General features: G+C 68.6%; 12 protein-coding genes. 3 read left to right on the top strand and 9 right to left on the bottom strand.

Translation table 11 applies throughout. The features are described 5' to 3' along the window. Positions 1-83: 83 nt before the first annotated feature. From HY726_06710 to HY726_06700, 3 genes are all read right to left on the bottom strand, one after another. Positions 84-1,097 carry an SMP-30/gluconolactonase/LRE family protein gene (locus HY726_06710; GenBank protein ID MBI4608678.1) on the bottom strand — a complete coding sequence of 338 codons (1,014 nt, stop codon included), beginning with the start codon at positions 1,095-1,097 and terminating at the stop codon, positions 84-86. Positions 1,098-1,336: 239 nt separating this feature from the next. Further along, positions 1,337-2,161 carry a cytidylate kinase-like family protein gene (locus tag HY726_06705; protein MBI4608677.1) on the bottom strand — a complete coding sequence of 275 codons (825 nt, stop codon included), beginning with the start codon at positions 2,159-2,161 and terminating at the stop codon, positions 1,337-1,339. A 102-nt stretch (positions 2,162-2,263) separates the two neighbouring features. Continuing rightward, positions 2,264-2,791, bottom strand: a complete 528-nt coding sequence (locus tag HY726_06700) for a hypothetical protein (GenBank protein ID MBI4608676.1) — start codon at positions 2,789-2,791, stop codon at positions 2,264-2,266. A 327-nt stretch (positions 2,792-3,118) separates the two neighbouring features. Between HY726_06700 and HY726_06695 the strand changes: the two genes are divergently transcribed. The 3 genes from HY726_06695 (at position 3,119) to HY726_06685 (ending at position 5,873) form a co-directional block, all read left to right on the top strand. Next, entirely contained in the window at positions 3,119-3,709 is a 591-nt protein-coding gene (locus tag HY726_06695; protein MBI4608675.1) for a response regulator, read from the top strand. Positions 3,710-3,795: 86 nt separating this feature from the next. Beyond that, positions 3,796-5,274, top strand: a complete 1,479-nt coding sequence (locus tag HY726_06690; protein ID MBI4608674.1) for a response regulator — start codon at positions 3,796-3,798, stop codon at positions 5,272-5,274. A gap of 98 nt (positions 5,275-5,372) precedes the next feature. Further along, complete coding sequence (locus HY726_06685) at positions 5,373-5,873, top strand: PilZ domain-containing protein (protein MBI4608673.1); 501 nt, start codon at positions 5,373-5,375, stop codon at positions 5,871-5,873. 348 nt (positions 5,874-6,221) lie between these two features. Here the strand turns inward: HY726_06685 and HY726_06680 are convergent, their stop codons facing one another. From HY726_06680 to HY726_06655, 6 genes are all read right to left on the bottom strand, one after another. Continuing rightward, a complete protein-coding gene (locus tag HY726_06680) occupies positions 6,222-7,094 on the bottom strand; it encodes a DUF3800 domain-containing protein (protein MBI4608672.1) in 873 nt (290 codons plus the stop codon). A 72-nt stretch (positions 7,095-7,166) separates the two neighbouring features. Continuing rightward, a complete protein-coding gene (glk, locus tag HY726_06675; protein MBI4608671.1) occupies positions 7,167-8,201 on the bottom strand; it encodes a glucokinase in 1,035 nt (344 codons plus the stop codon). Further along, entirely contained in the window at positions 8,182-9,105 is a 924-nt protein-coding gene (locus tag HY726_06670) for a class I fructose-bisphosphate aldolase (protein MBI4608670.1), read from the bottom strand. Before HY726_06670 ends, glk begins: the two co-directional genes overlap by 20 nt. 152 nt (positions 9,106-9,257) lie before the next feature. Continuing rightward, entirely contained in the window at positions 9,258-10,262 is a 1,005-nt protein-coding gene (gene fbp, locus HY726_06665; protein MBI4608669.1) for a class 1 fructose-bisphosphatase, read from the bottom strand. Beyond that, positions 10,259-11,029 carry a 6-phosphogluconolactonase gene (gene pgl, locus HY726_06660; protein MBI4608668.1) on the bottom strand — a complete coding sequence of 257 codons (771 nt, stop codon included), beginning with the start codon at positions 11,027-11,029 and terminating at the stop codon, positions 10,259-10,261. Before pgl ends, fbp begins: the two co-directional genes overlap by 4 nt. Before the next feature lie 7 nt (positions 11,030-11,036). Further along, on the bottom strand, positions 11,037-12,152 hold the full coding sequence (locus HY726_06655) for a glucose-6-phosphate dehydrogenase assembly protein OpcA (GenBank protein ID MBI4608667.1): 1,116 nt from the start codon (positions 12,150-12,152) through the stop codon (positions 11,037-11,039). Between the last annotated feature and the right edge of the window lie 264 nt (positions 12,153-12,416).

Here is a 12,416-nt window from a genome sequence, read left to right as displayed (position 1 = left end):
TACCCACGGCGGAGCCGTGGGTGCGCGCTCGAAGGGCATTACTCCGACACGCTCGTAGGCCCCAGCCCGATCAGCATCGTGCCTTAGATGTACGGGACGCCCTGCGTGTTCACGTAGAGCGAGTACATCGCCGTGCTGCCGCACATGAAGAGCCGGTTGCGCTGCGGGCCCCCGAAGCACAGGTTGGCACAGCGTGCGGGGAGATCGATGCGGCCGATCAGCTTGCCGTCGGGATTGAAGACGTGGATGCCGTCGAGCCCCTCCTGGCCCATGCCCCAGCCGACCCAGAGGTTGCCGTCGACGTCGCAGCGCAGGCCGTCGGGCGTGCCGGGGCCGGCGTTCACCACCGGCCGCTTGTTGGTGAGCCTGGTGCCGCCATCGACATCGAAGGCGTGAATGATGCGGGGGGTCACGCCGCCCTCGACGATGTAGAGTTTCGACTCGTCGGGCGAGAAGCAGAGCCCGTTCGGCCGGTTCACGTCGCCGACGGCCATCGTGATCTGGCCCGAGCGCCCGTCGACGCGATAGACGTTGGTGGGCAACTCGACCTTCGCGACGTACCCCTCGTAAAAGCCGAGGATGCCGAACGGTGGATCGGTGAACCAGATCGAGCCGTCGGACTTGCACACGATGTCGTTCGGCGAGTTGAGCGGCTTGCCCTCGAAGCGGTCGGCGATGACGGTGATGCGACCGTCCGGCTCGGTGCGCGTCACGCGCCGCGTGCCGTGCTCGCAGGTGAGGAGGCGGCCCTGCCGGTCCCGCGTCAGCCCGTTGGCGAAGTTGGACGGCTTGCGGAACATGCTGACCGCGCCCGTCTCCTCGTCCCAGCGCATGATCCGGTTGTTCGGGATGTCACTCCAGAGCAGGTAGCGCCCGTCGCCGAACCAGACGGGACCCTCGCACCAGCGGAAGCCCGTGGCGATCTGCTCGACCCGCGAGAGCGCCAGGCGATAGCGCGCGAAGCTCGGATCGATGATCTTGATCGCGGGGTCGGGATACCGCTGGCTCGGCTCCCATGCCGCGAACGCGCGCGGCGCGAGCGCCATCGCTGCGACAGCGGTGCTACCGGTGAGGAAAGCGCGTCGTTCCATGGTCATCGCTCCTTTCAGCGAACCTAGGCTGCCGCGCCGCACGTTACCTCAACTCTGTCAGCGCCGCTTGTGCTTCCTCGCGGGTTTCCAGCTCCCCTGCCAGGCAGTCGGGATCCGGAAGATGCTCGTGGACGCGAGGGGCTCTGCGATCTGGGGAGCGATAACGGCCGCCCGGCATCGGATAGGCGACCACCCGCGGCGCCGCGCGTCCCGGAGCCGGAGCCCGTGCCAGCAGGCGGAGCAGTTCAGATTCCGGGCGGCGCGCGACGCGTGGAGACTACGACGATCTCGCTCAGGACCCCGACGGCCCCGGGGACGCTGCCCACGGTCTCCTCGGCCGTCTTCCGGAGCTCCTCCCCCTCGACCATCCCGCTGACAGACAGGTGCCCGTCCTTGCAGCTGACCGCGAGGTGAAGCAGTCGTGTGAGCGGGTTGGCGAGCAGCGCGGCCCTCGCGTGGGCGGCCAGGCTCACGTCCTTGAGGTCGGCCCGCGACTCGGGCGTCGGCTGAAGCCGCTCTGCCCCGAGCGCGCTCTGAATGAGCCTGACGCTCTCCGTGACGTTGAGGCGCTCGGTGTTGAGCACGAGATCGTAGAGGCGCGGATCGTCCCAGTCCACGTGGTAGAGGAACTTCACCCGGGCAGCGCGATCGTGGTCGCTGTCCCGGACGGCGTTCACGGCTGCGTCGCTGGTCAGGCCCTGCTGGTGCTCCACCCGGCTTGCCCGCAGCCGCTCGGGCGCGGTGATGCGCACCCGAAGCGCGTGTCGCACATTCCGCAGGAGGACCGCGGCTCCGCGGCCTGCCAGGACCACATTATCCCGCGCCGCCATCTCGAAGATGATGACCTCGACGTACGTGAGGTACCGGCGCTTGGTGTCGGTGAAGCGCTCCCAGAGGGTGGGCTTCTCCTCCGTGACGTGCTCGAGCTCCGCGGCGACCTCGCCGAACCGCTCGGCGGCCTTCAGGATGATCTCGCGATTGGCGAACTCGTACCCGAGGGCCCGAGCCAGCTCGCGCCCGATCTCGTCACCCAGGCTTCCAAGGGACTGAGAGATGGTAACGATGCTCATGGACCACCTCCTGCCGGCTTCTGTCGCCGGCGCCGCGGTGCGCTGACTCGGCCCGTACCGCGTCGGGCCGGTTCGCTGGTTTGCCCTGGTTCGACCGGCGGGCTACGGCCTGATCAGGAGCCCGGGATGCCGGCGCCAGAAATATGCGGCCATGGCCGCCGCCGCGACGAGGTTGCCCAGCAGGATCTCCTGCCAGGCAATAGCCTGAAGGATCGCCTCGGCGAAGAGCATGGCCGCCACGAGGAAGCCGAACTCGAAGACGGCGAAGAGCAGGACAATGCCGAACCCGAGGTCCGGATTTCGCTCGGCCGCGCGCAGGAGCAGCGATGCGCCAAGGCCGATCACGCAGAAGACGAGCCAGTGCACCCACGTGTACACCAGGACCAACTCGAAGGAGACCCCGAGGCTTTCGGGCGGTGGGAGCGCTGCGCTTGGCCTAAAGAGCGCGGTCCCCAGGACGGAGGGAGTATAGAGCGGCCGCCCCCGGATCGTGTCCAGGATCAGGAACCAGAGGGCGATGGTCGCGGCGCCGATCGTCCCCGCCAGGATCCCTTCCGCGTACGGATCGGACTTCGCCGCAATGCGTGCCTCGACGGAACCCGGATCGGTCGCGTCGAGTTGGGGAGTCATGGCGGTGCCCTTACAGGGACCTCGGATCTCCTCCGGAGGGCGCGTCAACACACGAACGCGCCCGCCGACGGGCAGCATGCCGAACGCGGGCGCGCGAACCCTGTCCGAGGCTTGATCCAAGGAGCATGCACGCCTCCTCCAAGCACTGGACGGTTAGGGCACACTCGACGGTAGGATGCGTGTGCCGAATTGTCAAGACGAACTTCGCTTCCGTTGTGAACGCGGTCACTACCACGACGAGGTCCGCACTTTTCATTCCCCAAGTCTTCCTCTTGACAAGCTCTCCCCCAGCAGGTATAAACCGTTAGATCGAGATAATCAGAAAAAATGAAAAAATCACTTAGCCAGGACGTCCGGGCTTACCTGACGGTTGGGGAGGCTGCTCGCCACTGCCGGGTTTCACCGCCTGCCCTCAGGGCGTGGATCCGCGACGGCAAGCTGTGCGCCTTCAGAACCCTCGGCAAGCACTGCCGAATCGAGCTGAAAGAGTTCCAGCGCTTCCTCCGGGAGCATGGCATGCCGCCCTACCCGGCTCTGCCGCCGGAGACCCGGATTCTCGTCGTGGACGACCAGCCCCGGATTGTGGACGTCCTGGTCGATTTCCTCGCCGGGGACCCGCGGGGCTTCAAGCTCGAAACGGCGACAGACGGGTATGAGGCCCTGATCAAGGTCGGCGCCTTCAACCCCGCCCTCTTGATTCTGGACGTGGCGATGCCGCGGCTCGACGGGATCGAGGTCTGTCGTCGCCTCAAGGCCGATCCGGAGACGCGCGCGATCAAGATTCTGGGGATCACGGGCTACCCTGACATGATCCCGCCGCTCTTGCGGGCGGGAGCCGACGCCTGCCTCGCCAAGCCTCTCGTGCTCGCGACGGTACAGCAGGAGATCGACCGCCTGCTGGGCGGGCTGGAGGCGTGAGGCACCGGCCCGAGTTGCGACTGAGGCGGAGGCCAGCGTGGGGCGGAATCACAAGCGATCGACCGGCGGACACGGGATGGGCTGAGGTGGGGCTCAGCATGGTCCAGGACGAACCGAAGGGCCGGATGCTCCGCGTCGGCCTCGTCGGCGCGGGCCGCGGCGGGACCGCCCTGCTCCAGCTCTTCGCGAGCGCGCCATCGGTTCGGGTCGTGGCGGTCGCCGATCCGAACCCGGAGGCGCCGGGGCTCCAGATGGCGCGGGCGGCCGGGATCCCTGTCGTCGGCTCCCACCGCGAGATCTTCGCGCACGCCCCGCAGATCGTGGTCGAGGTGACCGGACGCCCCGAGGTGCTGGAGGAGCTCGCGCGGACCAAACCGGCCGAAGTCGAGGTGGTCGGCGCCCAGAGCGCGCGGCTCTTCTGGGAGCTCCTCACGTTCCGGGCCCGCCAGGCTCAGCAGATCGAGAAGGCCGAGACGATTCGTCGGATGACGGGAGGGGTCTTTCACAGCCTGAACAACCTCTTCACCACGCTCCTCGGTCGCACCAGCCTCCTCCGTCGGTGCGTCGAGATCGACCGCCTGACGGTCGACCAGCTCAGCGACGGCCTCGAGAGCATCGCCCGCAACGTGACCCGTGGGAGCGAGATCCTCAAGCGCCTGCGCGGGTTCATGCGCGAGTCCGCGGAACCGCTCGTCACGCGCGTGGACGTCAACGCGCTGGTGCGCGAGGTGGTGGGCCTCACCGATCCCCTGATCCGGGACGCCCTGGTCCGGTCGGCGACGATCGAGATCCGCCAGGAGCTCGGCGAGGTACCTCCCGTCGTCGGCCGGCCGGCCGAGCTGCTCGAGGTGCTGATGAACCTGATCGTCAACGCGATCGAGGCGATGCCGAAGGGAGGCGTCCTCACGCTCGAGAGCCGGCTCGATCGCGGTAACGTCCTCGTCCGGGTGCGGGACACCGGGGTCGGGATTCCCGAGGCGGTCAGGGCGCAGCTCTTCACCCCGTTCTTCACGACGAAGGCCGGCGGGACCGGCCTCGGGCTCAGCGTGTCGCTGGAGATCATCCGCCGCCACGGCGGTGAGCTCGCCATCGAGGGCGGGTTGGGGGCGGGGACCTCGGTGACCGTCAGCCTTCCGGCCGCTGAGGTCCCGGCGGGGATGGACGCGCTGCTGCCGGCCTTCCGGCAATGGCGGGTCCTCGTGGTGGACGATGATCCGTTCTTCCGCGATGTCCTGGTCGAGCTGCTCGCGGCCGAGGGCTGCAAGCCCCACGGAGCGGCCGGAGGCGCCGAGGCGCTCGCGTGCCTCGGGCGCGAGGCCTACGAGCTGGTCCTCGCCGACATCGTCATGCCCGAGATCCCGGGCTGGCAGGTGGCCCAGACCGCCCGCGCCCAGGAGCCGCCGCCCGTGGTGGTCCTCTACAGCGGCTGGGGCATCCGGCCGGAGGATCCCTCGCTCGAGGAGAGCGGGGCGGATGCCTTTCTTCAGAAGCCGTTCAGGCTGTCGGACCTGATCGAGGCCGTCCGGGGAGTCCTCGCAGCCCGGGGTCGGCCGGCAGGGGCGTAACCGGTGCTGTGGTCCCGAATAGATCTTCGAGCCGAGGGGCTCCCGACGAGCCGCAGGCGAGGAGAGCCACGAGGCGAGGCCCGAGAGGAGGGGGAACGATGACTTCCCTACGAGAGGTCTTGCTGGCCAAGCTCGCTCAGACTCGGGCGAGCCTGGAGTACCTCGGGCGGCAGGGCGAGTCCGCCTTCACCGCGCTGGAGTGGCAGAAGGGGTATGCGAAGGCTCTCGAGGAAGTCCTCGATCTCGACGGCCTCTCGCTCCGCCGCTTCCCGCGCCGTCCGACCGCCATTCCGGCGACCATTGCCCGGTTTCGCCCGGGAGCACCCGCCGCGGAGCGCGGCGAGGGGACGATCGTGGATCTGAGCACGGGCGGGTGCGGCCTCGCCACCGCCCTGGAGATCGCGGCGGGAGAGAGGATCGAGATCTCCTTCCGTCTTCCCGGAAGAAACGCGGGTGTGTCGCTCGAAGGGGTGGCTCGCCGCGCCGCGCGGGTCGGGGAGGTGGTCAGGGCTGGCGTGGAGTTCGTCAAGGTCCCCGACCACGTCCTCGTCGCCCTCGAGACCTTCCTGGCGGTTCCGGTGGCGGTGGGGGCCCGCTAAGACAATCGGAGGGGGCCTCGACGGCCCCCTCCGAGGCCTCCCCCAGGAATCGGTTGCGCGGGCGAAGCCCGCGCCAGAATCCTCGGAGGGGAGCCACCCACGCCTTCGGCGCGGACTCATTTTCAACTCGTTTACAACGGGTTGAGGGGTTTTGGACCTTGGCGTTCTGATAATAGAAAATAGAGTGGTACGCTCATGGCGTGAAAGGGGAAAAGCCGAGGCCGCTAAAGGCACTCTCTCTCCATCCGCTCTCGGTCGATCAGCCCGTTTCCGCCGTACTCGCCACTCCTCCACCTCCAGAGAAACGACGGAAGAAGTCGCGGCGGTCAAAACCTCGTCATTCATAACTTAGTTTTTACCCGCTGACAGATTCATCCCAAGAATCACACCCACCATCGTCTTCAGATGGTCAAGAGTTGGATACCGAAATGTGGAAAACTTAGCGCGGCGTAGTCGGTTATAGTCCTTGATCCGAGGCGCTCGTGAGTCCATGCCCCGAATGCTTGGAACATTCCGATATAGCTCCCACGCGAGAATGTCTGCTGCTTGAAGCGGGGCGGACCGCTTTTTATCTTCAAACTTGAACGAGAGAATGCGAAGGTGTTCTTTGGCTGCTTTCTCGTCCATCGCCGCACGAAAGAATTCGGCAACTTTTCCAGCCCCCTTCGCACCAGCTTCAAACACGTACGCCACCTCGGCATTTGAGTCAAACGTCTCTAACCATCGTCTAATCTCTGCGCAACACTGCATTGCTGCGATGCGATAAGGACTATCACAGACAGCCCGATCCTGTTCCGAAAGCCGTTGATATAGGTTCGCCGGAATTACAATGCCAATTGCCGCTAGCGCATGGCGATTTGCGGCGTCTATTAGTTTTCGAAGCCGCGAGCGTTTCTTTTGCTTCGGCCAGTTCGTGAACTGCCCCTGGCCAGCAACGAAGTCGGTCATGTGGAAGTGATCGATGTTGTAAATTGCCAAACTCTCCCGCCACTCTCTTTCGAATGACTCCCATGCTTTTACTGTCGAAACGTAACCAGCAACCGACACAGCCTTCGCGCCCGCGTGCGTGCCGCTCTCGTCAAAATATGCAGTCAGAATCGTTGCCACGAGCCGTTCTGCCTTGTAGTCGGCAGGAAATGACAGCGCGAAGGCGCGGCCGACATATCCTTCGCCAATGGCTGGTTCAAGCTCCTTGCCGAGCAGGGATCGCCGACTAGACATCGGCATACGATCCGTCGTGCGGTTTGAAAAAGGATAATTCCCTCGGCCGCGCGGGTACCCGCGGCGGCGGGATCAGCCCGTGACGACGAGCTGGCGCGCGACCCGGGCTGCGCCGAGCAGGGGGGCCCGAGGGTTGAGCGCCACGCGGACCGGCATTTCAGCGATCACCCGTGAGAGCCGCCCCTTGTCGCGGAACGCCGCGATGAAGGTGCCGTCGGCGAGCTTTGCCCGGATCTTCGGGGCAATCCCGCCGCCGACGAAGACGCCGCCCACGGCGAGCGCCTTGAGGGCGAGGTTCCCCGCCTCGGCCCCGTAGATCGACACGAACAGCTCCAGGGCCTTCATGCAGAGCGGGTCCCGGCCCGCGAGCCCCGCCTCGGACACGACCTCGCTCGGATCTCCCTTCTCGATCCGCTCACGCAGCCACTGGGGCTCCGACGCGTAGCCGCTCTCGCGGAGGAAGCGGTAGATGTTGAAGAGCCCCGGTCCCGATAGCACCCGCTCGTAGCTCACCCGCTCGAACTCCTTCGTGAGGAAGCGGAGGAGCTCGATCTCGAGGTCGCTCCGCGGGGCGAAGTCCCCGTGTCCGCCCTCGGAGGCGACGACCGAATGGCGCTTGCCATCCCAGACGAGAAGGGCCTCGCCGAGCCCGGTGCCGGCCGCGATCAGGACCATGTTCCCGCGGCGGGGGCTCCCCTCCTGGAGCGTGAGTAGCTCGTGCGTCGGCAGGTGCAGGACCCCGTGGGCGGCCGCCTCGAGGTCGTTGATCAGCTTTACCCGCGGCGCCGGGATCGCCTGGGCCAGGGGCCCCTCGTCCAGCTCCCACGGGAGGTTGGTCGGGAAGGAGCGCCCGTCCACGACCGCGCCCGCAACACCGAAGCAGGCTGCGCTCACGGTGCAGGGAGGACCGGCCTCCAGGAAGCGGCCGATCGCGGCCTCGAGGCTCGGGAACTGACGGCTCGGGAGCGCCTCTTCGCGGACGAGGGCGGGCCCGGTGGCGGTTTCCTCGAAGAGGGCCAGGGCCGTCTTGGTCCCCCCGACGTCGCCGGCGAGGATCGTGAGCGACCGGGGGCGCCGCGCCGGACGACTACTTGAGCGTTCCGGCATAGATGTCCATGATCGTGCGCAGGAACTTCAGGGCCTCGGGCTTCTTCCGCTGGAACGAGTTCCGGCCGATGATCGAGCCGAAGCCGCCGCCGTCGCGGATGGCCCGGATCTCCTCGAGGACCACCTCGTCCTTCTCAGCCGGGCCCCCGGAGAAGATCACCACGCGGCGCCCGTTGAAGGTCGCCTGGACCACGTGGCGGACCCGCTCGCTGAGCGTGCCCACCGCGATCGCCTGCTGCTCGTAGACCTTCCGGGCTGCCGGCTGCTCGACGTGCGCCAACGGGAGCTTGACCTTGATGATGTGGGCGCCGAGCTGGGCGGCGATGTGGGCCGCGTAGGCCGTGACGTCGATTGCCGTTTCGCCCTCCTTGGAGAGGCCCGACCCCCGCGGGTAGGACCAGATCACCACCACCAGGCCGTGCTGCTTGGCCTCCTCGGCGAGGGCGCGGATCTGGCTGTACATGTCGAGCCGGTGCATCGAGCCGGGATAGATCGTGAAGCCGATCCCGACGCACCCCAGGCGGAGTGCGTCGCGGACGCTCCCGGTCAGGGCCTGCATCGGATCCCGCTCCTCCAGGAGGACGTCGTGGTCGTTCAGCTTGAGGATCAGCGGCACCTGGCCGGCGAACTCCCGCGCCCCCGCCTCGAGGAAGCCGAGCGGCGCGGCGTAGGCGTTGCACCCGGACTCGATCGCGAGCTCGAAGTGGTAGCGCGGATCGTAGGCGGGCGGGTTCGGGGCGAAGCTCCGCGCCGGCCCGTGCTCGAAGCCCTGGTCCACGGGCAGGATGACGAGCTTGCCGGTGCCGGCCAGGGTCCCGTGGGTGAGCAGGCGCGCCAGGTTCGTCAGCGTGCCGGGGTTGTCGCTTCCGTACCAGCTCAGGATCTCTCGCACGCGCTCGGTCATGTGAAGCCTCCTTTAACCGGGTCTCGCCTCGTGGCGGGCCTGCCTACGGCAGGGCCGAAGCCCCTCGGCTCGAAAATCTACTCGGGACTCGCCTCGTGAGTGTCGTCGCCTGCGGCTCCTCCGAACTCCCTCGGCTCGAACGACCGGTCGCCTCAGCGGCGCCCTGCGATGAACTCCTCGGCCAGCGTCACATCCTCGGGGCTTCCGATCACGAGCGGCACGCGCTCGTGGACGGACGTGGGCTGGATTTCCAGGATTCGCTCGCGTCCGGTGCTCGCCTTGCCGCCGGCCTGCTCGGTGACGAAGCCCATCGGCGCGGCCTCGTAGAGCAGCCGCAGCTTGCCCGTGGCCTTCCCGCCGGGTGCGGTGTCCGCCGGGTAGAGGAAGATGCCGCCCTCGAGGAGGGTCCGGTGGACGTCCGCCACCATGGACCCGACGTAGCGCGCCGTGTAGGGGCGCCCGGTCGCCGCGTCCGGGACCCTGAGGTGGTCGATGTACCGCCGGACGCCCGGCTCCCAGCGGGGCGCGTTCCCCTCGTTGGCGCTGTAGATCTTCCCGCGGGGCGGGATCCGGATCCGGTCGTGGGAGCGAACGAACTCGCCGATCGTCGGGTCGAGGGTGAAGCCGCGGACGCCGTCGCCGGCCGTGTAGACCAGGATCGTGCTCGTGCCGTACATGACGTAGCCGGCTGCGACCTGCGCCGTCCCCGGCTGGAGGGCGTCGGGGCGGACGTGCTCGGGCCCGGTGCCCCGGCGACGGCGGACCGAGAAGATCGTGCCGACGATGCCGTTGATGTCGAGGTTCGACGAGCCGTCCACCGGGTCGAAGCAGACGACGTACCGCGCGCGGGGGCAGTGCCGGTCCAGGTGGAGCGGCTCGGCCATCTCCTCGGAGACCAGCGTGCACACCCGCCCCGTGGCCTCGAGCGCGTCGGTCACGGCGTCGTTGGCCCAGACGTCGAGCTTCTTCACCGCCTCGCCCTGGACGTTGGTCTCGCCTGTCGTCCCGAGCTGGCCCACCAGGGCGGCGCGGGCCAGCTCGCGGGCGATCAGCTTGCCGGCGAGCGCCAGCTGCGTCAGGACGACGGCGAGGTCGGCTGCCTCGGCGCCCTCGGTGGTGCGGAGGTGGCTGGCGAGCGTCAGGGCGATCTCGCTCACACCCGTCCCTCCACGGTGCCGAGCTCGGCCGCCGCTGCCCGGTCCACGAGCCAGACCAGGCGCCCCGCCTCGGGCCGGATGAGCTGCGACGGCAGCCTCTCCGGATCACGGGGACCCTCAAGCACGGCCCGGAGCGTCGCCGCCTTGTCTGAGCCCGCCACGAGGAAGCGGATCTCCCTCGCCCGGTTCAGGACCGGGACGGTCAGCGTGATCCGCTCGGCCCCGAGCCGCTCGACGAAGTGGGTCATCACCCACCCGCGCCCCTCGCGCAGCGCGGCGGTGTGGGGGAAGAGGGACGCGGTGTGGCCGTCTGGACCCATGCCGAGGAGCACGAGATCGAGCGCCGGTGGCGGGCCGTCGGGGTTGACGCCGAACACGCGCGCGATCTCGAGCTGGTAGTGACGGGCTGCCGCGTCCCGGTCTGCCCGCTCCGCCTGGATCCGGTGGATCCTGTCGGCGGCAGCTCCGATCTTTTCGAGAAGCGCCACGGCCGCCATCCGGTAGTTCGAATCCGGATGGTCGGGGGGGACCGCGCGCTCGTCGCCCCAGAAGAACTCCACGCGCTCCCACGCGACCTCGCTCCGGTACGGGGCCTCGGCCAGGAGCTGGTAGAGCCGGCGGGGCGTGGAGCCGCCGGAGAGCGCGACCGTGAAGCTGCCGCGCGCCGCTACCGCGTCGCGCGAGAGCGCGACGAAGTCACGGGCGGCAGCCGCGCTCACAGCCTCGGCGTCGGCGAGCCGCACCACCTTCGCTCTTACGCTGCTCATCGTCAGCTCACCGGAGCAGGGTCTGCGCCATGGCCCGGGCGAAGGTCAGGCAGTCCTGGAAAAGCTGGTCGCGCGCCAGGTCGGGGAGCTGCCGGGCGACGAGGTCTGCCCGGTCCTGGGGGGGCGCGCTCAGCGTCCTGACCACCGCGGGCGCGGCGTCGGAGGTGACGGCGAGCCGCCCGGGGCCGGCGTTGGCGCAGGAGAGCGTGGTCGATTTCCCGCGCGGCGCGCCGACGACCCGTACCGTCTCGATCTCGGCCTGGCCCTCGCCGAGCCGGTGGATCGTCACCGGGACCACGCCGTGAGGCGCCTGGAACTGCCAGACCGCCTCCGTCCCGCCGATCACCTTCCCTCCCCCGGGGCGCCAGCCGAGGCGCAGGGCGAGCCAGCCGGTGAGGAGCCAGGCCTGGGTCATCGCGTGGGGCCCGTGCTGGACGGCGACTTCGCGAACGGTCTCCAGAACCCCGGGCGCGACAGCCGGATCCAGCGCCTGGGCCAGCAGGCGCCGCCAGAGCTTCAGGCGGCGCCAGGCCAAGTCGGAGACCGCCTGACGTATCCGCTCGCCCGTCGCCCAGGTCGCGGTGGCGACCATGTGGCGCGGCGGGTCCGGCCACCCGAGGCTGTCGTAGATCACCTGGTGCGTCAGGTCGGCCAGCTCGGCGAACACCTCGCCGCCCCGGGGCGGCGCCTCGGGCGTCGCCCACCAGAGCGCCGTTGGCAGGTCGCCGATGAGGAGCTGCCGCACGACCGCGGGGACGCGACGGGTGGCCGTCCCGCGGGCCTCGATGGTGATGTGCTCGCTCACCACCTGCTGCCGGCCGTCGACGACGCGGGCGTGGGTGGTGACGTAGGAATCGAGCCTGGCCCCGTCCGCCGTCGCGTCCATGAGGAGCAGGAAGACGCGCGACGGGTGGCGGGCGACGATCGCGGGGATCTCGTTGGCGATCACCGCGGCCTCGTCGCCGGTCCGGCACGCGACGATCAGGTTGGACATGCACGCGCGGACGACCGGATGCTCGGCGTCGCCCGCGTCCTCATGGCGCCAGAGGCTGGCGAGCTCGCGTTCGATCGCGGCCAGGTCGACCGGCTTGGGCGGCCGGGACATCACCCCCTCGACGCTCACAGGAGCACCTCGCTCATCACACGAGCACCTCGCTCATAAGTTAGCACCGGGCCTTCGAGCGCCGGCTCCGCCGGCGCAACCAACTCGGGCCTCGCGCGGCGGGGGGCCTGCCTGCGGCATGGCCGACCCCGCCACGCTCGAACTGCAACGGGGGGAGACTTTCTATGACCCTTGTCAAGAACTTTTTTTTTCACGGTCACGCCGCCCGGCGTAACTGCTGCCGCGCCATGGTCGCCAGGTGGTAGGTCTCGTCGTATGGCACCT

The organism is Candidatus Rokuibacteriota bacterium, from assembly GCA_016209385.1.
GTDB lineage: Bacteria > Methylomirabilota > Methylomirabilia > Rokubacteriales > CSP1-6 > JACQWB01.
Note: the sequence above shows the minus strand (reverse complement) of the source record. Positions and strands in the feature narration are given on the sequence as shown.

What these genes read in the sequence shown, in the direction of transcription:
- HY726_06710 (MBI4608678.1), bottom strand. Translation starts at nt 1,097, where the DNA reads ATGACCATGGAACGACGCGCTTTCCTCACCGGTAGCACCGCTGTCGCA.
- HY726_06705 (MBI4608677.1), bottom strand. Translation starts at nt 2,161, where the DNA reads ATGAGCATCGTTACCATCTCTCAGTCCCTTGGAAGCCTGGGTGACGAG.
- HY726_06700 (MBI4608676.1), bottom strand. Translation starts at nt 2,791, where the DNA reads ATGACTCCCCAACTCGACGCGACCGATCCGGGTTCCGTCGAGGCACGC.
- HY726_06695 (MBI4608675.1), top strand. Translation starts at nt 3,119, where the DNA reads ATGAAAAAATCACTTAGCCAGGACGTCCGGGCTTACCTGACGGTTGGG.
- HY726_06685 (MBI4608673.1), top strand. Translation starts at nt 5,373, where the DNA reads ATGACTTCCCTACGAGAGGTCTTGCTGGCCAAGCTCGCTCAGACTCGG.
- HY726_06680 (MBI4608672.1), bottom strand. Translation starts at nt 7,094, where the DNA reads ATGTCTAGTCGGCGATCCCTGCTCGGCAAGGAGCTTGAACCAGCCATT.
- glk (MBI4608671.1), bottom strand. Translation starts at nt 8,201, where the DNA reads ATGCCGGAACGCTCAAGTAGTCGTCCGGCGCGGCGCCCCCGGTCGCTC.
- HY726_06670 (MBI4608670.1), bottom strand. Translation starts at nt 9,105, where the DNA reads ATGACCGAGCGCGTGCGAGAGATCCTGAGCTGGTACGGAAGCGACAAC.
- pgl (MBI4608668.1), bottom strand. Translation starts at nt 11,029, where the DNA reads ATGAGCAGCGTAAGAGCGAAGGTGGTGCGGCTCGCCGACGCCGAGGCT.